The following is a 20,172-nucleotide window of genomic DNA, read 5'->3' on the forward strand; positions in this document are numbered from 1 at the left end:
GGATGGCGGACCCCGGCATCCGCTTACTGGTGCTTGCATTCACATGGATGTAACAGTGGGCACGGCGGCGGCGGGGACGACGGAGTCCCGGAGCGGCCGTCCTCACCTTCCCGCGCGCGGCAACGGCGCCGAGCGCTCCCACCCGGTTCTCCGCCGGCGTCCAGCCGTGCCAGAAGGGGGTTCCACGTGTCGAACCGACCCGACCCGCAGTCCGCCCGCTCCACCCTCGACGCCCTCCGCGCCGAGATCGAACACCGCAATCCGGCGCAGCCCGAGTTCCACCAGGCCGTCCACGAGGTGCTCGACAGCCTCGCCCCGGTGCTCGCCGCCCGGCCCGAGTTCGCCGAGCCGGGGCTCCTGGAGCGGCTGGTCGAGCCCGAGCGGCAGATTGTCTTCCGGGTGCCGTGGCAGGACGACCAGGGGCGGACGCACGTCAACCGCGGCTTCCGCGTCGAGTTCAACAGCACCCTGGGCCCGTACAAGGGCGGCCTGCGCTTCCACCCCTCCGTGAACCTGGGGATCGTCAAGTTCCTCGGCTTCGAGCAGATCTTCAAGAACGCCCTGACCGGGCTCGGCATCGGCGGCGGCAAGGGCGGCAGCGACTTCGACCCGCACGGGCGCAGCGACGCCGAAGTCATGCGGTTCTGCCAGTCGTTCATGACCGAGCTGTACCGGCACCTCGGCGAGCACACCGACGTGCCGGCCGGTGACATCGGCGTCGGCGGCCGGGAGATCGGCTACCTCTTCGGCCAGTACCGGCGGATCACCAACCGCTGGGAGGCCGGCGTCCTCACCGGCAAGGGCACCGGCTGGGGCGGCTCCGCGATCCGCCCGGAGGCCACCGGCTACGGCAGCGTGCTCTTCACGGCGGCGATGCTCCGCGAGCGCGGCGAGGACCTGGAGGGGCAGACGGCCGTCGTCTCCGGCTCCGGCAACGTGGCGCTGTATACGATCGAGAAGCTCCTCGCCCTCGGCGCCAACCCGCTCACCTGCTCCGACTCCAGCGGTTACGTCTACGACGACAAGGGCATCGACCTCGACCTGCTCAAGCGGATCAAGGAGGTCGAGCGCGGCCGGGTCGCCGACTACGCCGAGCGCCGGGGCGCCTCCGCGCGCTTCGTGCCCGGCGGCCGGGTCTGGGAGGTCCCCGCCGACGTCGCCCTGCCGTCCGCGACGCAGAACGAGCTGGACGAGAACGACGCGGCGACCCTGGTGCGCAACGGCGTGAAGGCCGTCTCCGAGGGCGCCAACATGCCCACGACGGCCGAGGCGGTCCACCTCTTCCAGCGGGCCGGCGTCGCCTTCGGTCCGGGCAAGGCCGCCAACGCGGGCGGCGTCGCCGTCAGCGCCCTGGAGATGGCCCAGAACCACTCCCGCACGTCCTGGAGCGCGGAGAGGGTGGAGGCGGAACTCGCCGGGATCATGACCTCGATCCACAGCGCCTGCCACGAGACGGCCGAGCGGTACGGGGCGCCGGGCGACTACGTCACCGGGGCCAACATCGCGGGCTTCGAACGGGTCGCCGAGGCGATGCTGGCGCAGGGCGTCATCTGATCCGTACGACCGCGGGAAGGGGCGCACGGCTTCGGCGCGTGCGCCCCGGCGCATGGATCCACGTGACGTGGGGTACAGTCTTCGATCCCGATTGGCGGCCGGGCGGCCGTGTGTGGCAGACTGTCGGGGTTGCTCGGTTGAGTGCCGATGCTGCGCGCCTCCCGTCGGGAGGACCGGAAGCGAGTCCCACAGTACTCGTCGCCCCTCGTCAGGGGCGGACGTACGGGAATCTTCTGGGAAGCGTCAGCGGGGTACCGGCCAGGCGCTCGGTGGGTGTTCTGCCCCCGGCTCGCGGTTCTCGGGACCGCGCCCCCTTGGTTGGGAAGTCCTCAGGGACTTCTGCGTAGAGGGAGCGCGACACACCCGACCGCGTGGGTCGGAGGCGGAGTCGTGAGAACCCCCGAGTACCAGAGCGTTACGAGACAAAGGACTACTAGTAGCCATGGCGGGACAGAAGATCCGCATCCGGCTCAAGGCCTACGACCACGAGGTCATCGACTCCTCGGCGAAGAAGATCGTCGAGACGGTGACCCGCACTGGTGCGTCGGTCGCGGGCCCGGTGCCGCTGCCCACTGAGAAGAACGTGTACTGCGTCATCAAGTCGCCGCACAAGTACAAGGACTCGCGCGAGCACTTCGAGATGCGCACGCACAAGCGCCTCATCGACATCCTCGACCCCACGCCGAAGACGGTCGACTCGCTCATGCGTCTCGACCTGCCGGCGGGCGTCGACATCGAGATCAAGCTCTGAGGTGACGCGCGAGATGGCTAAGAACATCAAGGGCATCCTGGGCGAGAAGCTCGGCATGACGCAGGTCTGGGACGAGAACAACCGGGTCGTCCCGGTGACCGTCGTCAAGGCCGGCCCGAATGTCGTGACCCAGGTCCGCACGAACGACAGCGACGGCTACGAGTCGGTCCAGATCGCCTTCGGCGAGATCGACCCGCGCAAGGTGAACAAGCCCCTCAAGGGTCACTTCGCCAAGGCCGACGTCACCCCGCGCCGCCACCTGGTGGAGCTCCGCACCGCTGACGCCTCCGAGTACGCGCTCGGCCAGGAGATCACCGCCGAGGTCTTCGAGGCCGGCGTGAAGGTCGACGTCACCGGCAAGAGCAAGGGCAAGGGCTTCGCCGGTGCGATGAAGCGCCACAACTTCCGTGGTGGCAAGGCCTCGCACGGTGCCCACCGCGTGCACCGCAAGCCCGGTTCCATCGGTGGCTGCGCCACTCCGGGCCGTGTCTTCAAGGGCATGCGCATGGCCGGTCGCATGGGCAACGAGCGTGTGACCACCCAGAACCTGACCGTCCACGCCGTTGACGCCGAGAAGGGTCTGCTGCTCATCAAGGGCGCCGTCCCCGGCCCCAACGGTGGCCTCGTCCTGGTCCGCACCGCGGCCAAGGGGGTTTGAGGAACCGATGAGCACCATTGACATCCTTTCGCCGGCAGGCGACAAGGCCGGGACCGTCGAGCTCCCCGAGGAGATCTTCGGCGCGAAGGTCAGCGTTCCGCTGATCCACCAGGTCGTCGTCGCGCAGCTGGCCGCGGCCCGTCAGGGCACGCACAAGACCAAGACCCGTGGCGAAGTCCGTGGTGGTGGCAGGAAGCCCTACCGCCAGAAGGGCACCGGCCGCGCCCGTCAGGGTTCGACCCGCGCCCCGCAGTTCGCCGGTGGTGGCGTCGTCCACGGCCCGCAGCCGCGTGACTACTCCCAGCGGACCCCGAAGAAGATGAAGGCCGCCGCCCTCCGCGGTGCCCTCTCGGACCGGGCGAACCACTCCCGCATCCACGTCGTCACCGGCGTGGTCGAGGGTGAGATCTCCACCAAGGCCGCCAAGACGCTGTTCGGCAAGATCTCGGAGCGCAAGAACCTGCTCCTGGTCGTCGAGCGCTCCGACGAGGCCGCGTGGCTGTCCGCTCGTAACCTGCCCCAGGTGCACATCCTGGAGCCGGGCCAGCTCAACACGTACGACGTGATCGTCTCCGACGACGTGGTCTTCACCAAGGCCGCCCTCGAGTCCTTCGTGTCTGGCCCCCAGACCGCTGAGACCGAAGGGAGCGACGCCTGATGAGCGAGGCCGTCGTCACCAGCAAGACCTTCTCGGACCCGCGTGACATCCTCGTCAAGCCGGTCGTCTCGGAGAAGAGCTACGCCCTGCTCGACGAGAACAAGTACACGTTCATCGTCGCGCCCGGCTCCAACAAGACCCAGATCAAGCAGGCCGTCGAGGCGGTCTTCTCGGTCAAGGTCACCGGGGTCAACACGATCAACCGCCAGGGCAAGCGCAAGCGGACCAAGGCCGGTTTCGGCAAGCGCAAGGACACCAAGCGCGCCATCGTGACCCTTGCTGAGGGCAACCGAATCGACATCTTCGGCGGCCCGACCGCCTGACGGCGGTCGAGTCGTCCGATATCGGACGAGGACTGAGAAATGGGTATCCGCAAGTACAAGCCGACTACGCCGGGCCGTCGTGGCTCCTCCGTAGCCGACTTCGTCGAGATCACGCGGTCCACGCCGGAGAAGTCGCTGGTCCGCCCCCTGCACAGCAAGGGCGGCCGTAACAACACCGGTCGTGTGACCGTCCGTCACCAGGGCGGTGGCCACAAGCGCGCCTACCGCGTGATCGACTTCCGTCGTCACGACAAGGACGGCGTGCCGGCCAAGGTCGCTCACATCGAGTACGACCCCAACCGCACCGCGCGCATCGCGCTGCTCCACTACGTGGACGGCGAGAAGCGCTACATCATCGCCCCCAAGGGTCTGACGCAGGGTGACCGCGTCGAGAACGGCCCCGGCGCGGACATCAAGCCCGGCAACAACCTGGCGCTCCGCAACATCCCGGTCGGTACCACGATCCACGCGATCGAGCTCCGTCCCGGTGGCGGCGCCAAGTTCGCGCGCTCGGCCGGTGCCTCCGTGCAGCTGCTGGCGAAGGAGGGCACGATGGCCCACCTCCGCATGCCCTCCGGCGAGATCCGTCTGGTCGACGCCCGCTGCCGCGCCACCATCGGCGAGGTCGGCAACGCCGAGCAGTCGAACATCAACTGGGGCAAGGCCGGCCGTAAGCGCTGGCTGGGTGTTCGCCCGACCGTCCGCGGTGTGGCGATGAACCCGGTCGACCACCCGCACGGTGGTGGTGAGGGCAAGACCTCCGGTGGTCGCCACCCGGTCTCCCCGTGGGGTCAGAAGGAGGGTCGTACTCGTTCGCCGAAGAAGGCTTCGAACAAGTACATCGTCCGCCGCCGCAAGACGAACAAGAAGCGCTAGGAGCGGGTTTAGATGCCGCGCAGTCTCAAGAAGGGACCCTTCGTCGACGGCCACCTCGTCAAGAAGGTGGACGCCCAGAACGAAGCCGGTACCAAGAACGTCATCAAGACCTGGTCCCGTCGCTCGATGATCATCCCGGCCATGCTCGGCCACACGATCGCGGTGCACAACGGCAAGACCCACATTCCGGTGTTTGTCACCGAGTCGATGGTCGGCCACAAGCTCGGCGAGTTCTCGCCGACGCGCACCTTCCGGGGTCACGTGAAGGACGACCGGAAGTCGAAGCGCCGCTAGTAGCGGGGTGGAATGACCATGACAGACACTGGAAGGACAACCATGGAAGCCAGGGCCCAGGCGCGGTACATCCGCGTCACGCCCATGAAGGCCCGCCGCGTGGTGGACCTTATCCGTGGCATGGACGCCACGGAGGCTCAGGCGGTCCTGCGTTTCGCCCCGCAGGCCGCGAGCGTGCCGGTTGGCAAGGTGCTGGACAGCGCCATCGCCAACGCCGCGCACAACTACGACCACACTGACGCCTCTTCGCTGGTCATCAGCGAGGCGTACGTGGATGAGGGCCCGACCCTGAAGCGGTTCCGTCCGCGTGCTCAGGGCCGTGCCTACCGGATCCGTAAGCGGACCAGCCACATCACCGTGGTCGTCAGCAGCAAGGAAGGAACCCGGTAATGGGCCAGAAGGTTAACCCGCATGGGTTCCGGCTCGGCATCACCACGGACTTCAAGTCCCGCTGGTACGCCGACAAGCTGTACAAGGACTACGTCAAGGAAGACGTCGCCATCCGCAGGATGATGACGTCCGGCATGGAGCGCGCCGGCATCTCGAAGGTGGAGATCGAGCGCACCCGTGACCGTGTGCGTGTGGACATCCACACCGCGCGTCCCGGCATCGTCATCGGCCGCCGCGGCGCCGAGGCCGACCGCATCCGCGGCGACCTCGAGAAGCTCACGGGCAAGCAGGTCCAGCTGAACATCCTCGAGGTCAAGAACCCCGAGATGGACGCCCAGCTGGTCGCCCAGGCCGTCGCCGAGCAGCTCTCCTCCCGCGTCTCCTTCCGTCGTGCCATGCGCAAGAGCATGCAGGGCACGATGAAGGCCGGCGCCAAGGGCATCAAGATCCAGTGCGGCGGTCGCCTCGGCGGCGCCGAGATGTCCCGCTCGGAGTTCTACCGCGAGGGCCGCGTGCCCCTGCACACGCTCCGCGCGAACGTCGACTACGGCTTCTTCGAGGCCAAGACGACCTTCGGCCGCATCGGCGTGAAGGTCTGGATCTACAAGGGCGACGTCAAGAACATCGCCGAGGTCCGCGCCGAGAACGCCGCGGCCCGTGCGGGCAACCGCCCGGCCCGTGGTGCGGGTGGCGCTGGCGACCGTCCCGCCGGCCGTGGTGGCCGCGGTGGCGAGCGTGGCGGCCGCGGCCGCAAGCCGCAGCAGCAGTCCGCGCCGGCTGCGGAGGCCCCCAAGGCCGACGCTCCCGCCGCCGCTGCCGCTCCGGCTGAGAGCACCGGAACGGAGGCCTGACCGACATGCTGATCCCCCGTAGGGTCAAGCACCGCAAGCAGCACCACCCCAAGCGCTCTGGCATGAGCAAGGGTGGTACGCAGGTCGCGTTCGGCGAGTACGGCATCCAGGCCCTCACGCCGGCGTACGTGACCAACCGCCAGATCGAGGCGGCCCGTATCGCGATGACCCGCCACATCAAGCGTGGCGGCAAGGTCTGGATCAACATCTACCCGGACCGCCCGCTGACGAAGAAGCCCGCCGAGACCCGCATGGGTTCCGGTAAGGGTTCTCCGGAGTGGTGGATCGCGAACGTCAAGCCGGGTCGGGTGATGTTCGAACTGTCCTACCCGAACGAGAAGATCGCGCGCGAGGCCCTGACCCGTGCGGCCCACAAGCTGCCGATGAAGTGCAAGATCGTGAAGCGCGAAGCAGGTGAGCTGTGATGTCGGCCGGTACCAAGGCGTCCGAGCTGCGCGAGCTGGGCAACGAGGAGCTTCTCAACAAGCTCCGCGAGGCCAAGGAAGAGCTGTTCAACCTCCGCTTCCAGGCGGCGACCGGTCAGCTCGAGAACCACGGTCGGCTCAAGTCCGTCCGTAAGGACATCGCCCGGATCTACACCCTGATGCGTGAGCGTGAGCTGGGCATCGAGACGGTGGAGAACGCCTGATGAGCGAGAGCAACGTGACTGAGCAGAAGACCGAGCGCAACGCTCGCAAGGTCCGCGAGGGCCTGGTCGTCAGCGACAAGATGGACAAGACCGTCGTCGTCGCCGTCGAGGACCGCGTCAAGCACGCGCTGTACGGCAAGGTCATCCGCCGTACGAACAAGCTCAAGGCTCACGACGAGCAGAACGCTGCCGGCATCGGCGACCGCGTCCTCCTGATGGAGACCCGGAAGCTGTCGTCGACGAAGCACTGGCGCGTCATCGAGATCCTCGAGAAGGCCAAGTAATCACCTAGGGGGTTTCCCTTAGGTTCAGTTCCGCCAGGCTCGGCCGGGGCTTCCTCGTGAAGCCCCGGCCGGGAACCGGCAGACAATCAGGAGATAGACGTGATCCAGCAGGAGTCGCGACTGCGTGTCGCCGACAACACTGGTGCCAAGGAGATCCTTTGCATCCGTGTTCTCGGTGGCTCGGGTCGCCGCTACGCGGGCATCGGTGACGTCATCGTCGCCACCGTCAAGGACGCGATCCCCGGTGGCAACGTGAAGAAGGGTGACGTCGTCAAGGCGGTCATCGTTCGCACCGTCAAGGAGCGCCGCCGCCAGGACGGCTCGTACATCCGCTTCGACGAGAACGCCGCTGTCATTCTCAAGAACGACGGCGACCCTCGTGGCACCCGTATCTTCGGCCCGGTCGGCCGTGAGCTGCGCGAGAAGAAGTTCATGAAGATCATCTCGCTCGCGCCGGAGGTGCTGTAAGCATGAAGATCAAGAAGGGCGACCTGGTCCAGGTCATCACCGGTAAGGACAAGGGCAAGCAGGGCAAGGTCGTCACGGCCTTCCCCCGCGAGAACCGTGTCCTCGTCGAGGGTGTCAACCGGGTCAAGAAGCACACCAAGGCCGGCCCCTCGCAGGCCGGCGGCATCGTGACGACCGAGGCCCCGATCCACGTGAGCAACGTTCAGCTCGTCGTGGAGAAGGACGGCAAGAAGGTCGTCACGCGTGTCGGTTACCGCTTCGACGACGAGGGCAACAAGATCCGCGTTGCCAAGCGGACGGGTGAGGACATCTGATGGCTACCACCACTCCGCGTCTCAAGACGAAGTACCGCGAGGAGATCGCGGGCAAGCTGCGTGAGGAGTTCTCCTACGAGAACGTCATGCAGATCCCCGGCCTCGTGAAGATCGTGGTCAACATGGGTGTCGGCGACGCCGCCCGTGACTCGAAGCTGATCGACGGCGCGATCCGCGACCTCACGACGATCACCGGTCAGAAGCCGGCCGTCACGAAGGCCCGCAAGTCCATCGCGCAGTTCAAGCTCCGCGAGGGCCAGCCGATCGGCGCCCACGTCACGCTCCGTGGCGACCGCATGTGGGAGTTCCTGGACCGCACCCTGTCGCTCGCGCTCCCGCGCATCCGCGACTTCCGCGGCCTGTCCCCCAAGCAGTTCGACGGCCGTGGCAACTACACCTTCGGTCTCACGGAGCAGGTCATGTTCCACGAGATCGACCAGGACAAGATCGACCGTGTCCGGGGTATGGACATCACCGTGGTGACCACGGCGACCAACGACGACGAGGGCCGTGCCCTTCTGCGTCACCTCGGCTTCCCGTTCAAGGAGGCGTAAGCGAGATGGCGAAGAAGGCTCTCATCGCGAAGGCTGCCCGCAAGCCCAAGTTCGGCGTGCGCGGCTACACGCGCTGCCAGCGCTGTGGTCGTCCCCACTCCGTGTACCGCAAGTTCGGCCTGTGCCGCGTGTGCCTCCGTGAGATGGCTCACCGTGGCGAGCTGCCGGGCGTGACCAAGAGCTCCTGGTAATCCCCTAGTTGGGATGACCGGAGTCTCTCGGTAAGCATTGGGTCGGCGGAGCCCACCCCCCGTATGCCTTAGGCTTGTGGGGTTGGGCGTCCGCCGCCCGTACGACTTACTACGCCGTAGGTCCCCGCGCCGCACCCGTCCCGCCCCTGTGTGGGGAGAGGGATGGCGCACTGGAAACCCCGGCGAGAGAGGCCGAAGGCCAATTCATGACCATGACTGATCCGATCGCGGACATGCTGACTCGTCTGCGTAACGCGAACTCGGCATACCACGACACCGTGACGATGCCGCACAGCAAGATCAAGTCTCACATCGCGGAGATCCTCCAGCAGGAGGGCTTCATCACGGGCTGGAAGGTCGAGGACGCCGAGGTCGGCAAGAACCTCGTCCTCGAGCTCAAGTTCGGTCCGAACCGTGAGCGCTCCATCGCGGGCATCAAGCGGATCTCGAAGCCCGGTCTCCGGGTCTACGCGAAGTCCACCAATCTGCCGAAGGTCCTCGGCGGCCTGGGCGTGGCGATCATCTCCACGTCCCACGGTCTCCTGACCGGCCAGCAGGCAGGCAAGAAGGGCGTAGGTGGGGAAGTCCTCGCCTACGTCTGGTAGTCGGGAACGGAGGAATAGCTAATGTCGCGTATTGGCAAGCTGCCTATCCAGGTTCCCGCCGGCGTGGACGTCACCATCGAGGGCCGCACGGTCACGGTCAAGGGTTCCAAGGGCACCCTGAACCACACCGTCGCCGCGCCGATCGAGATCGTTAAGGGCGAGGACGGCGTTCTCAACGTCACCCGCCCGAACGACGAGCGTCAGAACAAGGCCCTCCACGGCCTGTCCCGCACGCTGGTGGCCAACATGATCACCGGTGTGACCCAGGGTTACGTCAAGGCGCTCGAGATCAGCGGTGTCGGTTACCGCGTCGCCGCGAAGGGCTCCAACCTGGAGTTCCAGCTCGGTTACAGCCACCCGATCCTGGTCGAGGCGCCCGAGGGCATCTCGTTCAAGGTCGAGTCGCCGACCAAGTTCTCGGTCGAGGGCATCGACAAGCAGAAGGTCGGCGAGGTCGCCGCCAACATCCGCAAGCTGCGTAAGCCCGACCCGTACAAGGCCAAGGGCGTCAAGTACGCGGGCGAGGTCATCCGCCGCAAGGTCGGAAAGGCTGGTAAGTAAAGCCATGGCATACGGTGTGAAGATCGCCAAGGGCGACGCCTACAAGGGCGCCGCCAAGAAGCGCCGCCACATCCGCATCCGCAAGAACGTGTCGGGTACGGCGGAGCGTCCGCGCCTCGTCGTGACGCGTTCCAACCGCGGCATCACCGCTCAGGTCATCGACGACCTCAAGGGTCACACCCTTGCGTCGGCGTCGACCCTGGACGCGTCGATCCGCGGCGGCGAGGGCGACAAGTCCGCGAAGGCCAAGCAGGTCGGTTCCCTGGTCGCCGAGCGCGCCAAGGCCGCCGGCGTCGAGGCCGTCGTGTTCGACCGTGGTGGCAACAGGTACGCCGGGCGCATTGCCGCTCTGGCTGACGCCGCCCGCGAAGCCGGGCTGAAGTTCTGAGCCCCGGTTCCGGGACCAACGGACGTAACAGAGAGAGGTAATCCAAATGGCTGGACCCCAGCGCCGCGGAAGCGGTGCCGGTGGCGGCGAGCGGCGGGACCGGAAGGGCCGCGACGGTGGCGCTGCCGCCGAGAAGACCGCGTACGTTGAGCGCGTCGTCGCGATCAACCGCGTCGCCAAGGTTGTCAAGGGTGGTCGTCGCTTCAGCTTCACCGCGCTGGTCGTGGTGGGCGACGGTGACGGCACCGTAGGTGTCGGTTACGGCAAGGCCAAGGAAGTTCCCGCGGCCATCGCCAAGGGCGTCGAGGAAGCCAAGAAGAACTTCTTCAAGGTTCCCCGCATCCAGGGCACCATCCCTCACCCGATCCAGGGCGAGAAGGCCGCGGGCGTCGTCCTGCTCAAGCCGGCTTCCCCCGGTACCGGTGTGATCGCCGGTGGCCCGGTGCGCGCCGTCCTCGAGTGCGCCGGCGTTCACGACATCCTGTCGAAGTCGCTCGGCTCCGACAACGCGATCAACATCGTGCACGCGACCGTGGCGGCCCTCAAGGGCCTGCAGCGTCCCGAGGAGATCGCGGCCCGCCGCGGTCTGCCCCTCGAGGACGTCGCCCCCGCGGCTCTGCTCCGTGCACGTGCCGGGGCGGGTGCGTAATGGCTCGCCTCAAGGTCACGCAGACGAAGTCGTACATCGGCAGCAAGCAGAACCACCGCGACACCCTGCGCTCGCTCGGCCTCAAGAAGGTCAACGACGTGGTTGTCAAGGAGGACCGCCCCGAGTTCCGCGGCATGGTGCACACCGTCCGCCACCTCGTGACGGTCGAGGAGGTTGACTGACATGGCGGAGAACAACCCGCTGAAGGCCCACAACCTCCGTCCCGCCCCCGGCGCCAAGACCGCGAAGACCCGTGTCGGTCGTGGTGAGGCGTCGAAGGGTAAGACGGCCGGTCGTGGTACCAAGGGCACGAAGGCCCGTTACCAGGTTCCGCAGCGCTTCGAGGGTGGGCAGATGCCCCTCCACATGCGTCTGCCGAAGCTCAAGGGCTTCAAGAACCCCTTCCGCACCGAGTACCAGGTCGTGAACCTGGACAAGCTCACCGCGCTCTACCCGCAGGGTGGCGAGGTCACGGTGGCCGATCTGGTCGCCAAGGGTGCCGTTCGCAAGAACCAGCTCGTCAAGGTCCTGGGCCAGGGCGAGGTCTCCGTGGCGCTGCAGGTGACGGTCGACGCCGTCTCCGGCTCCGCCAAGGAGAAGATCGCCGCCGCCGGCGGCACCGTCACCGAGCTCGTCTGAGACGACCGCTCGATGGCCTGAACATCCGACCGGGGATGCCTCTCAAAAGGGGCATCCCCGGTTGGTCGTTCCTAGGGGGGCATGGTCGCCGGTAAGGTGGCGTGCACTGTCCAGGCGCCATGCGGTATGCCCGCGCGGAGCCGACGACTGAATTCAACTATTCGTGAACCTCAAGACCGTCACCCTTGACGCATAGCGCGGGGGTCGCAGGAGGCACCGTGCTCACCGCGTTCGCCCGGGCGTTCAAGACGCCCGACCTGCGCAAGAAGCTGCTCTTCACGCTCGCCATCATCGTGCTGTACCGGCTCGGGGCGCACATCCCCGTCCCCGGCGTCAAGTACGAGGCCGTCCAGCAGTGTGTCAAGCAGGCCAGCGAGGGCAACAACAGCCTGTTCGGCCTGGTCAACATGTTCAGTGGCGGGGCGCTGCTGCAGATCACCATCTTCGCGCTCGGCATCATGCCGTACATCACGGCGAGCATCATTCTGCAGCTGCTGACCGTCGTGATCCCGCGCCTGGAGGCCCTGAAGAAGGAGGGGCAGTCCGGCACCGCCAAGATCACGCAGTACACCCGGTACCTGACGATCGCCCTCGCCATCCTCCAGGGCACCGGCCTCGTCGCCACCGCCAAGAGCGGCGCGCTCTTCAGCGGCTGCATCGTCGCCGACCAGGTCGTGCCCGACCAGTCGATCTTCACCATCGCCACCATGGTCCTCACGATGACCGCCGGCACGGCCGTCGTCATGTGGCTCGGCGAGCTGATCACCGACCGCGGCATCGGCAACGGCATGTCGATCCTGATGTTCATCTCGATCGCCGCCGGCTTCCCGGGCGCCCTGTGGGCCATCAAGGAGAGCGGCAAGCTCGCCCAGGGCTGGATCGAGTTCGGCGTCGTCATCATCGTCGGCTTCGTGATGGTGGCCCTCGTGGTCTTCGTCGAGCAGGCCCAGCGGCGCATCCCGGTCCAGTACGCGAAGCGCATGATCGGCCGGCGCTCCTACGGCGGTACGTCCACGTACATCCCGCTCAAGGTGAACCAGGCGGGTGTGATTCCCGTCATCTTCGCGTCGTCGCTGCTCTACATCCCGGCGCTCGTGGCGCAGTTCTCGAACTCCACCGCCGGCTGGAAGACCTGGATCGAAGCCCACTTCGTCAAGGGTGACCACCCGTACTACATCGCCACGTACTTCCTCCTGATCGTGTTCTTCGCCTTCTTCTACGTGGCGATCTCGTTCAACCCCGAGGAAGTCGCCGACAACATGAAGAAGTATGGTGGCTTCATCCCGGGTATCCGGGCCGGTCGACCTACTGCCGAGTACCTGAGCTACGTGCTCAACAGGATCACTTGGCCGGGCTCGCTGTACTTGGGTCTGATCGCTCTCGTGCCGACGATGGCGTTGGCAGGCTTCGGCGGCGCCAATGCCAACTTCCCCTTCGGCGGGACGAGCATCCTCATCATCGTGGGTGTGGGGCTGGAGACCGTGAAGCAGATCGAGAGCCAGCTCCAGCAGCGCAATTACGAAGGGTTCCTCCGCTGATGCGAATCGTCCTCGTCGGACCGCCCGGTGCGGGCAAGGGCACGCAGGCCGCGTTCCTTGCCAAGAACCTGGACATCCCGCACATCTCCACGGGTGATCTGTTCCGCGCGAACATCTCCCGGGGCACGGAGCTGGGCCTCAAGGCCAAGGCGTTCATGGACGCCGGGGACCTGGTGCCCGACGAGGTGACCATCGGGATGGCCAAGGACCGCATGGAGCAGCCGGACGCCGTCAACGGCTTCCTGCTCGACGGGTTCCCCCGGAACGTCGCTCAGGCGGAGGCGCTGGACGCCGTCCTGAAGGCCGAGGGCATGGAGCTCGACGCGGTCCTGGACCTCGAGGTCCCCGAGGACGAGGTCGTGAAGCGGATCGCGGGCCGCCGCATCTGCCGCAAGGACAGCGCGCACGTCTTCCACGTGACGTACAACGCGCCGAAGACCGAGGGCGTCTGCGACGTCTGCGGCGGCGAGCTCTACCAGCGCGACGACGACTCCGAGGAGACCGTCCGCCGGCGCCTGGAGGTCTACCACACGCAGACCGAGCCGATCATCGACTACTACCGGGCGCAGAACCTGGTCGTGACGATCTCGGCGCTCGGCAAGGTGGACGAGGTCACCGCCAAGGCGATGGACGCGCTCAAGAAGTAACCCCGGTTCGTTCGACACGGCCGCGGTGCCCCTCGGGGGCGCCGCGGCCGTATCGTTGTTCCGTCCCCCTTTTACCCCACGGAAAGGCCCCGGCCACGATGGTGCAGATCAAGACCCCCGAGCAGATCGCGAAGATGCGCGAGGCGGGGCTGGTCGTCGCCGCCATCCACGCGGCGACCCGCGAGGCGGCCGTGCCGGGCGCCACGACCCGGGACCTGGACGAGGTCGCGCGGAAGGTCATCGCCGACCACGGGGCGAAGTCGAACTTCCTCGGGTACGGGGGGTTCCCCGCGACGATCTGCACCTCGGTGAACGAGGTCGTCGTCCACGGCATCCCCGACGACAAGACCGTCCTCAAGGACGGCGACATCATCTCGGTCGACTGCGGCGCGATCGTGGACGGCTGGCACGGCGACGCGGCCTACACGGCCTTCGTGGGCACCGGCCACGCCCCGGAGCTGGTCGAGCTCTCCCGGGTGACCGAGGAGTCGATGTGGGCCGGCATCGCGGCCATGAAGACCGGCAACCGCCTGGTCGACGTCTCGAAGGCGATCGAGACCTACATCAAGCGGCAGCCGCGGCCGGCGGTCGGCGACCACAGCCTGGGCCGGTACGGGATCATCGAGGACTACGGCGGCCACGGCATCGGCACCGAGATGCACATGGACCCGCACCTGCTGAACTACGTCTCCCGCAAGCGCGGCAAGGGCCCCAAGCTGGTCCCCGGCTTCTGCCTGGCGATCGAGCCCATGGTCTCCCTCGGCACCCCCCGCACGGAGGTCCTGAAGGACGACTGGACGGTCATCACCACCGACGGCACCTGGTCCTCCCACTGGGAGCACAGCGTGGCCGTGACGGAGGAGGGCCCGCTGGTCCTGACCGCGGTCGACGGCGGCAAGGCGAAGCTGGCGGAGCTGGGAATCACGGCGGCGCCGGATCCGTTGGCCTGAGCCTGGAAGGTACGCATTTTCTACGGCCCGGCGGCTTGCATAAGGATCATTTCGGGTGGGCAGACTTCCCGATTCGTCTTTTGCTTGCGCCTGACGTAGACTGATGCGTCGGCTCTCGTGTATCCGTGTGTCCGCACACGGCGGCGAAAGTCGATCAAGGTAGCCGATTCGAAAGGCGAAGCGTGGCCAAGAAGCAAGGTGCCATCGAGATCGAGGGCACCGTGATCGAGTCTCTCCCGAACGCCATGTTCAAGGTGGAGCTCCAGAACGGTCACAAGGTCCTCGCGCACATCTCCGGCAAGATGCGGATGCACTACATCCGGATCCTCCCGGACGACCGGGTCGTCGTGGAGCTCTCTCCGTACGACCTGACGCGTGGCCGGATCGTCTACCGCTACAAGTAGATCTTGCCCGCACCCCGCCTCCGCGCGCGGGTGGTGGCACTGACCCGGAGAACCTCACATCCCATGAAGGTCAAGCCGAGCGTCAAGAAGATCTGCGACAAGTGCAAGGTGATCCGCCGTCACGGCCGGGTCATGGTCATCTGCGACAACCTGCGCCACAAGCAGCGCCAGGGCTGACGCACGCCGACCGACCTGCATCTCGCAGTTCTTCGCGCGACGCATAGCAACACGTACATACGCAGAGCCCGTCCGACCGTGTCCCACGGTTGACGGCACCTCCGGCGGGGGCCGGGGACCCGACCTGTACCTCATACGGCAGCCGGGAACGGTTCTGCAGCAGACCCCCGAGAACACAGGAGCCATTGAATGGCACGCGTTTCCGGTGTTGACATCCCGCGCGAAAAGCGTGTGGTGGTCGCACTCACCTACGTCTTCGGTATCGGGCGCACCCGGTCCGAGGAGATTCTCGCCGCGACCGGCGTGAACCCGTCCACCCGTGTCCGCGACCTCGCCGAGGAAGACCTCGTCAAGATCCGCGAGTACGTGGACGCCAACCTCCGTACCGAGGGTGACCTCCGCCGTGAGATCGCCGCCGACATCCGCCGCAAGGTCGAGATCGGCTGCTACCAGGGCCTCCGCCACCGTCGTGGCCTGCCCGTCCGCGGTCAGCGCACCAGCACGAACGCCCGTACCCGCAAGGGCCCGCGTCGCGCCATCGCCGGCAAGAAGAAGCCGGGCAAGAAGTAGTCCTCAGCGGACGCTTGACCAAGCGGTCTTCGCTGTAGGACCGACCACCTCCCGTAGGAGTTATAGATGCCCCCCAAGGGTCGTCAGGGCGCTGCCAAGAAGGTGCGCCGCAAGGAAAAGAAGAACGTCGCTCACGGCCACGCGCACATCAAGAGCACGTTCAACAACACGATCGTCTCGATCACGGACCCCTCGGGCAACGTGATCTCCTGGGCCTCCGCCGGCCACGTCGGCTTCAAGGGCTCGCGCAAGTCCACCCCCTTCGCCGCGCAGATGGCCGCCGAGTCGGCCGCCCGCCGCGCGCAGGAGCACGGCATGCGCAAGGTCGACGTCTTCGTCAAGGGTCCCGGCTCCGGCCGTGAGACCGCGATCCGCTCCCTCCAGGCCACCGGCCTCGAGGTCGGCTCGATCCAGGACGTCACCCCCACGCCGCACAACGGCTGCCGTCCCCCCAAGCGCCGCCGCGTCTGACGCACGGCTGCTTGACTTCAGGACTTCGGGCGGTACGGCTCTTCGGGGCCGTGCCGCCCGTACCCTTGCAGTACAAGTCGGACGTCAAATAGTGGGCGTCCACGACTGAAGGACACACAACATGCTTATCGCTCAGCGTCCGTCGCTGACCGAAGAGGTCGTCGACGAGTTCCGCTCCCGGTTCGTGATCGAGCCGCTGGAGCCGGGCTTCGGCTACACCCTCGGCAACTCCCTCCGCCGTACCCTCCTCTCCTCGATCCCGGGTGCCGCCGTCACCAGCATCCGCGTCGACGGGGTCCTGCACGAGTTCACCACCGTGCCGGGCGTCAAGGAGGACGTCACCGACCTCATCCTGAACATCAAGCAGCTGGTCGTCTCCTCGGAGCACGACGAGCCGGTCGTGATGTACCTGCGCAAGCAGGGCCCGGGTCTGGTCACCGCCGCCGACATCGCGCCCCCGGCCGGTGTCGAGGTGCACAACCCCGACCTCGTCCTGGCGACCCTGAACGCCAAGGGCAAGCTGGAGATGGAGCTGACCGTCGAGCGCGGTCGCGGCTACGTCTCCGCCGTGCAGAACAAGCAGGTGGGCCAGGAGATCGGCCGCATCCCGGTCGACTCCATCTACTCGCCGGTGCTCAAGGTCACGTACAAGGTCGAGGCGACCCGTGTCGAGCAGCGCACCGACTTCGACAAGCTGATCGTCGACGTCGAGACCAAGCAGGCCATGCGCCCGCGCGACGCCATGGCGTCCGCCGGCAAGACCCTGGTCGAGCTGTTCGGTCTGGCGCGCGAGCTCAACATCGACGCCGAGGGCATCGACATGGGCCCGTCCCCGACGGACGCCGCCCTGGCCGCCGACCTGGCGCTGCCGATCGAGGAGCTGGAGCTCACCGTCCGCTCCTACAACTGCCTCAAGCGCGAGGGCATCCACTCCGTGGGTGAGCTCGTGGCGCGTTCCGAGGCCGACCTGCTCGACATCCGCAACTTCGGTGCGAAGTCGATCGACGAGGTCAAGGCGAAGCTGGCCGGCATGGGCCTGGCCCTCAAGGACAGCCCGCCCGGATTCGACCCGACCGCCGCGGCGGACGCCTTCGGCGCCGACGACGACGCGGACGCGGGCTTCGTCGAGACCGAGCAGTACTGACGGTCGAGATGTGGCTGCCGGCCGGCTTCGGCCGGTCGCGCCCACGCGGCGGCAGCCGCAAGATCGACACCTCCCCGCGCCCCTGTGGGCGCGGGGTCTCCGACGGGTGACCGCCCGCTCGGACACTGACATCGGTACCTCATACGGCCGGTGCAGATCACAAGGAGAAACACCATGCCGCGTCCCGCGAAGGGTGCCCGCCTCGGCGGTTCCGCCGCGCACGAGAAGCTGCTCCTCGCCAACCTGGCGAAGTCGCTGTTCGAGCACGGCCGCATCACCACGACCGAGGCCAAGGCCCGTCGCCTGCGTCCGGTCGCCGAGCGCCTGATCACCAAGGCGAAGAAGGGCGACATCCACAACCGTCGCCTGGTGCTGCAGTCGATCACCGACAAGGGGATCGTCCACACCCTCTTCACCGAGATCGCCCCGCGTTACTCGGAGCGCCCGGGTGGCTACACCCGCATCACCAAGATCGGCAACCGTCGTGGCGACAACGCCCCGATGGCCGTGATCGAGCTGGTCGAGGGCGAGATCGCCAAGAAGGCGACCGTCGCCGAGGCCGAGGCCGCCACCAAGCGCGCCGTCAAGGAGGCCGACGAGGCCCCCAAGGCCGAGGAGACCAAGGACGAGGCCGCCGAGGCCCCGGCCGAGGAGTCGAAGGACGCGTAAGCGTTTTTCCGGCGTTCTCCGTGCGCGGGCCCGTACCCCCTGGGGTGCGGGCCCGTTCCCGTGTTCTGAGAGGATCTTCCGCGTGAGCGACGACGTGCAGGACGGTTTCGTACGGGTCCGGATGGACCTTTCGTACGACGGCAGGGACTTCTCCGGCTGGGCCAAGCAGGCCCGCGGGCAGCGGACCGTCCAGGGGGACGTCGAGGACGCCCTGCGGACCGTGACCCGGTCCGGGGAGACGTACGAGCTGACCGTCGCCGGACGGACCGACGCCGGCGTGCACGCGCGCGGCCAGGTCGCCCACGTCGACCTGCCCGTGGAGCTGTGGGAGGAGCACCGCGACAAGCTGCTGCGGCGGCTCGCCGGACGCCTCCCGCACGACGTGCGGGTCTGGTCCCTGACCGAGGCCCCCGGCGGCTTCAACGCCCGTTTCTCCGCGATCTGGCGCCGCTACGCCTACCGTGTCACCGACGACCCCGGCGGGGTCGACCCGCTGCTGCGCGGGCACGTGCTCCGGTACGACTGGGCCCTCGACACGGACGCCATGAACGAGGCCGCCGCCGCGCTCGTCGGCGAGCACGACTTCGCCGCGTACTGCAAGAAGCGCGAGGGCGCCACCACCATCCGCACCCTCCAGGAGCTGCGCTGGGAGCGGCGGCCCGACGGCGTCCTGGAGGCGACCGTGAAGGCGGACGCCTTCTGCCACAACATGGTCCGCTCGCTCGTCGGCGCGCTGCTCTTCGTCGGCGACGGGCACCGGCCGGCGGACTGGCCGGGCAAGGTGCTCGCGGCCGGCGTCCGGGACTCGGCCGTGCACGTCGTACGGCCGCACGGCCTCACCCTCGAAGAGGTCGGCTACCCGGCCGACGAGCTGCTCGCCGCCCGCAACCGGGAGGCGCGCAACAAGCGGTCACTGCCCGGGAGCGCCGGCTGCTGCTGAGGCCTGGGTCTTGCCGCGGGCGTAGATCTGGTTGAAGGCGAAGGTGCCCAGGTCGTCGCTGGTGAGGAAGACGCCCTTGTCGCCCGTGGTGACCTTCCTGCCGTCGGCGAAGCCGGCCTGGGTGAAGTAGGCGTACCGGCCGATCGAGTTCGACCGGCGCAGGCAGACCGTGGCGTGGCAGAAGTCGCCCACGCCCGCGCCGACCAGGGGCGCGATGCCGCCGGTGGCCCGGTCCTTCGCCCTGAGGGCCGCGGCCTCGGAGGAGAAGACGGCGACGCCGACGGTGATCGCCACGCCGTTCCGCGCGTAGGTGGCCCGGAGCACCTTCCGGCAGCCGTTCTTCTTCAGGACGGTGCCGAGGCCGCCCTGGGTGACGGCCGCGCAGTTCGTCGTGGCGGAGGTCGCGCCCTTCTCGTACGCGCGGCCGTCCATGCTCAGCCTCTTGCCCGGGAAGAGGCCCTCGGCGGTGAGCGGGGCCCTGTCCTTCCCCGGGTCCGAGATGTAGTCCTTCGGGTTCGGCGGGGGCGGCGGCGCCACCGAGGAGAAGGTCGGCTCGGGGGTGGGGGCCTCGGTGGGGGAGACCGGGGCGGTGGGGGTCCCGCCGGCGTTCTCCGCGGTGTCGTCCTTCTTGCCGGTGACCACCACGGCGGTGGCGACGAGCGCGCCGACGACCAGGGTGGCCAGGACCCCGCCGCCGATCATCAGCCGGCGCCTGCGGCGGTCACGGGAGGCCGAGGCCTCGGCCAGGGCGCTCCAGTCGGGGGTGGGGCCGCCGCTGCCGCCGCCCCGGGGGCCGGGGCCGGAGTGCGGGCCGGGATACCCGTAGCCGCCCGTCCCCTGCCCCTGCTGCTCGTACCCGTGCCCCTGCTGCCCGTACCCGGGCTGCCCGCCGTACCCCTGCTGCCCCTGCTGCTGCGGCTCCTGCGGCCACTGCGGTCCCCCAAAGCTCATGCCGCGCATCCTAAACCGGTTGGGCGGGGCCGGTGCGGGCGGCGACAATGCACT

The 20,172-nt window shown here is 67.7% G+C and carries 33 protein-coding genes; 32 read left to right on the forward strand and 1 reads right to left on the reverse strand.

Going from position 1 to position 20,172, the window contains the following annotated elements:
* Positions 1-186 precede the first annotated feature (186 nt).
* The 32 genes from gdhA to truA all read left to right on the forward strand — a co-directional run bounded on the left by gdhA (position 187) and on the right by truA (position 19,167).
* Positions 187-1,554, forward strand: coding sequence for an NADP-specific glutamate dehydrogenase (gene gdhA, locus ACFY7E_RS01905; protein ID WP_389479665.1), 1,368 nt, complete (start codon positions 187-189; stop codon positions 1,552-1,554).
* 442 nt (positions 1,555-1,996) lie between these two features.
* The gene (rpsJ, locus tag ACFY7E_RS01910; protein WP_003948644.1) at positions 1,997-2,305 is read left to right on the forward strand and encodes a 30S ribosomal protein S10; all 309 of its coding nucleotides are present in this window, start codon (positions 1,997-1,999) and stop codon (positions 2,303-2,305) included.
* 13 nt (positions 2,306-2,318) lie between these two features.
* The gene (gene rplC / locus ACFY7E_RS01915; RefSeq protein ID WP_389479667.1) at positions 2,319-2,963 is read left to right on the forward strand and encodes a 50S ribosomal protein L3; all 645 of its coding nucleotides are present in this window, start codon (positions 2,319-2,321) and stop codon (positions 2,961-2,963) included.
* A 7-nt stretch (positions 2,964-2,970) separates the two neighbouring features.
* A complete protein-coding gene (rplD, locus tag ACFY7E_RS01920; protein ID WP_389479669.1) occupies positions 2,971-3,621 on the forward strand; it encodes a 50S ribosomal protein L4 in 651 nt (216 codons plus the stop codon).
* The gene (gene rplW / locus ACFY7E_RS01925) at positions 3,621-3,944 is read left to right on the forward strand and encodes a 50S ribosomal protein L23 (protein ID WP_053646169.1); all 324 of its coding nucleotides are present in this window, start codon (positions 3,621-3,623) and stop codon (positions 3,942-3,944) included. Before rplD ends, rplW begins: the two co-directional genes overlap by 1 nt.
* A gap of 39 nt (positions 3,945-3,983) precedes the next feature.
* Complete coding sequence (gene rplB / locus ACFY7E_RS01930) at positions 3,984-4,820, forward strand: 50S ribosomal protein L2 (RefSeq protein ID WP_030208986.1); 837 nt, start codon at positions 3,984-3,986, stop codon at positions 4,818-4,820.
* A gap of 12 nt (positions 4,821-4,832) precedes the next feature.
* Entirely contained in the window at positions 4,833-5,114 is a 282-nt protein-coding gene (gene rpsS, locus ACFY7E_RS01935) for a 30S ribosomal protein S19 (protein ID WP_015035577.1), read from the forward strand.
* Between the two features lie 42 nt (positions 5,115-5,156).
* Positions 5,157-5,504 carry a 50S ribosomal protein L22 gene (rplV, locus tag ACFY7E_RS01940; protein ID WP_004571827.1) on the forward strand — a complete coding sequence of 116 codons (348 nt, stop codon included), beginning with the start codon at positions 5,157-5,159 and terminating at the stop codon, positions 5,502-5,504.
* Positions 5,504-6,355 (forward strand): 30S ribosomal protein S3, encoded by an 852-nt coding sequence (rpsC, locus tag ACFY7E_RS01945; RefSeq protein WP_030214015.1) that lies wholly within the window; start codon positions 5,504-5,506, stop codon positions 6,353-6,355. The genes rplV and rpsC overlap by 1 nt, the downstream gene beginning before the upstream one ends.
* 5 nt (positions 6,356-6,360) lie before the next feature.
* Positions 6,361-6,780 carry a 50S ribosomal protein L16 gene (gene rplP / locus ACFY7E_RS01950; RefSeq protein WP_015035580.1) on the forward strand — a complete coding sequence of 140 codons (420 nt, stop codon included), beginning with the start codon at positions 6,361-6,363 and terminating at the stop codon, positions 6,778-6,780.
* Positions 6,780-7,004, forward strand: a complete 225-nt coding sequence (gene rpmC / locus ACFY7E_RS01955; RefSeq protein WP_017239580.1) for a 50S ribosomal protein L29 — start codon at positions 6,780-6,782, stop codon at positions 7,002-7,004. Before rplP ends, rpmC begins: the two co-directional genes overlap by 1 nt.
* Positions 7,004-7,288 (forward strand): 30S ribosomal protein S17, encoded by a 285-nt coding sequence (gene rpsQ / locus ACFY7E_RS01960; RefSeq protein ID WP_030214021.1) that lies wholly within the window; start codon positions 7,004-7,006, stop codon positions 7,286-7,288. Before rpmC ends, rpsQ begins: the two co-directional genes overlap by 1 nt.
* A 99-nt stretch (positions 7,289-7,387) precedes the next feature.
* A complete protein-coding gene (gene rplN / locus ACFY7E_RS01965) occupies positions 7,388-7,756 on the forward strand; it encodes a 50S ribosomal protein L14 (RefSeq protein WP_003956455.1) in 369 nt (122 codons plus the stop codon).
* A gap of 2 nt (positions 7,757-7,758) precedes the next feature.
* Complete coding sequence (gene rplX, locus ACFY7E_RS01970) at positions 7,759-8,070, forward strand: 50S ribosomal protein L24 (protein WP_030208998.1); 312 nt, start codon at positions 7,759-7,761, stop codon at positions 8,068-8,070.
* Complete coding sequence (gene rplE / locus ACFY7E_RS01975; RefSeq protein ID WP_104860432.1) at positions 8,067-8,624, forward strand: 50S ribosomal protein L5; 558 nt, start codon at positions 8,067-8,069, stop codon at positions 8,622-8,624. Before rplX ends, rplE begins: the two co-directional genes overlap by 4 nt.
* 5 nt (positions 8,625-8,629) lie before the next feature.
* The gene (locus ACFY7E_RS01980) at positions 8,630-8,815 is read left to right on the forward strand and encodes a type Z 30S ribosomal protein S14 (protein ID WP_003948630.1); all 186 of its coding nucleotides are present in this window, start codon (positions 8,630-8,632) and stop codon (positions 8,813-8,815) included.
* A gap of 206 nt (positions 8,816-9,021) precedes the next feature.
* Positions 9,022-9,420 (forward strand): 30S ribosomal protein S8, encoded by a 399-nt coding sequence (gene rpsH / locus ACFY7E_RS01985; protein WP_030209003.1) that lies wholly within the window; start codon positions 9,022-9,024, stop codon positions 9,418-9,420.
* A gap of 21 nt (positions 9,421-9,441) precedes the next feature.
* Positions 9,442-9,981, forward strand: a complete 540-nt coding sequence (rplF, locus tag ACFY7E_RS01990; RefSeq protein ID WP_053646165.1) for a 50S ribosomal protein L6 — start codon at positions 9,442-9,444, stop codon at positions 9,979-9,981.
* A gap of 4 nt (positions 9,982-9,985) precedes the next feature.
* A complete protein-coding gene (gene rplR / locus ACFY7E_RS01995) occupies positions 9,986-10,369 on the forward strand; it encodes a 50S ribosomal protein L18 (protein WP_030209008.1) in 384 nt (127 codons plus the stop codon).
* Between the two features lie 46 nt (positions 10,370-10,415).
* On the forward strand, positions 10,416-11,018 hold the full coding sequence (rpsE, locus tag ACFY7E_RS02000) for a 30S ribosomal protein S5 (RefSeq protein ID WP_017239585.1): 603 nt from the start codon (positions 10,416-10,418) through the stop codon (positions 11,016-11,018).
* On the forward strand, positions 11,018-11,200 hold the full coding sequence (rpmD, locus tag ACFY7E_RS02005) for a 50S ribosomal protein L30 (RefSeq protein WP_015035589.1): 183 nt from the start codon (positions 11,018-11,020) through the stop codon (positions 11,198-11,200). The genes rpsE and rpmD overlap by 1 nt, the downstream gene beginning before the upstream one ends.
* 1 nt (position 11,201) lies before the next feature.
* Complete coding sequence (gene rplO / locus ACFY7E_RS02010) at positions 11,202-11,657, forward strand: 50S ribosomal protein L15 (protein ID WP_093874532.1); 456 nt, start codon at positions 11,202-11,204, stop codon at positions 11,655-11,657.
* A 218-nt stretch (positions 11,658-11,875) separates the two neighbouring features.
* Positions 11,876-13,195, forward strand: coding sequence for a preprotein translocase subunit SecY (secY, locus tag ACFY7E_RS02015; RefSeq protein WP_389479678.1), 1,320 nt, complete (start codon positions 11,876-11,878; stop codon positions 13,193-13,195).
* Positions 13,195-13,842 (forward strand): adenylate kinase, encoded by a 648-nt coding sequence (locus tag ACFY7E_RS02020; protein ID WP_389479681.1) that lies wholly within the window; start codon positions 13,195-13,197, stop codon positions 13,840-13,842. The genes secY and ACFY7E_RS02020 overlap by 1 nt, the downstream gene beginning before the upstream one ends.
* Positions 13,843-13,940: 98 nt before the next feature.
* Positions 13,941-14,792 (forward strand): type I methionyl aminopeptidase, encoded by an 852-nt coding sequence (gene map, locus ACFY7E_RS02025; protein WP_389479683.1) that lies wholly within the window; start codon positions 13,941-13,943, stop codon positions 14,790-14,792.
* A 182-nt stretch (positions 14,793-14,974) separates the two neighbouring features.
* Positions 14,975-15,196: a translation initiation factor IF-1 gene (infA, locus tag ACFY7E_RS02030; protein ID WP_003956442.1), complete on the forward strand. Its 222-nt coding sequence runs from the start codon at positions 14,975-14,977 to the stop codon at positions 15,194-15,196.
* A 63-nt stretch (positions 15,197-15,259) separates the two neighbouring features.
* Complete coding sequence (gene rpmJ, locus ACFY7E_RS02035; protein WP_003956441.1) at positions 15,260-15,373, forward strand: 50S ribosomal protein L36; 114 nt, start codon at positions 15,260-15,262, stop codon at positions 15,371-15,373.
* A 189-nt stretch (positions 15,374-15,562) separates the two neighbouring features.
* On the forward strand, positions 15,563-15,943 hold the full coding sequence (rpsM, locus tag ACFY7E_RS02040) for a 30S ribosomal protein S13 (RefSeq protein WP_030209021.1): 381 nt from the start codon (positions 15,563-15,565) through the stop codon (positions 15,941-15,943).
* A gap of 66 nt (positions 15,944-16,009) precedes the next feature.
* Positions 16,010-16,414 (forward strand): 30S ribosomal protein S11, encoded by a 405-nt coding sequence (gene rpsK, locus ACFY7E_RS02045; RefSeq protein WP_003956432.1) that lies wholly within the window; start codon positions 16,010-16,012, stop codon positions 16,412-16,414.
* Between the two features lie 121 nt (positions 16,415-16,535).
* The gene (locus ACFY7E_RS02050) at positions 16,536-17,558 is read left to right on the forward strand and encodes a DNA-directed RNA polymerase subunit alpha (RefSeq protein ID WP_030759338.1); all 1,023 of its coding nucleotides are present in this window, start codon (positions 16,536-16,538) and stop codon (positions 17,556-17,558) included.
* A gap of 174 nt (positions 17,559-17,732) precedes the next feature.
* On the forward strand, positions 17,733-18,227 hold the full coding sequence (rplQ, locus tag ACFY7E_RS02055; RefSeq protein ID WP_389479687.1) for a 50S ribosomal protein L17: 495 nt from the start codon (positions 17,733-17,735) through the stop codon (positions 18,225-18,227).
* An 82-nt stretch (positions 18,228-18,309) separates the two neighbouring features.
* Positions 18,310-19,167: a tRNA pseudouridine(38-40) synthase TruA gene (gene truA / locus ACFY7E_RS02060; protein WP_389479690.1), complete on the forward strand. Its 858-nt coding sequence runs from the start codon at positions 18,310-18,312 to the stop codon at positions 19,165-19,167.
* Here the strand turns inward: truA and ACFY7E_RS02065 are convergent.
* Positions 19,138-20,118, reverse strand: a complete 981-nt coding sequence (locus tag ACFY7E_RS02065; RefSeq protein ID WP_389479693.1) for a hypothetical protein — start codon at positions 20,116-20,118, stop codon at positions 19,138-19,140. The genes truA and ACFY7E_RS02065 overlap by 30 nt on opposite strands.
* Positions 20,119-20,172: the final 54 nt, after the last annotated feature.

Origin of the sequence: Streptomyces sp. NPDC012825 (assembly GCF_042900925.1) — a bacterium.
Lineage (GTDB): Bacteria > Actinomycetota > Actinomycetes > Streptomycetales > Streptomycetaceae > Streptomyces.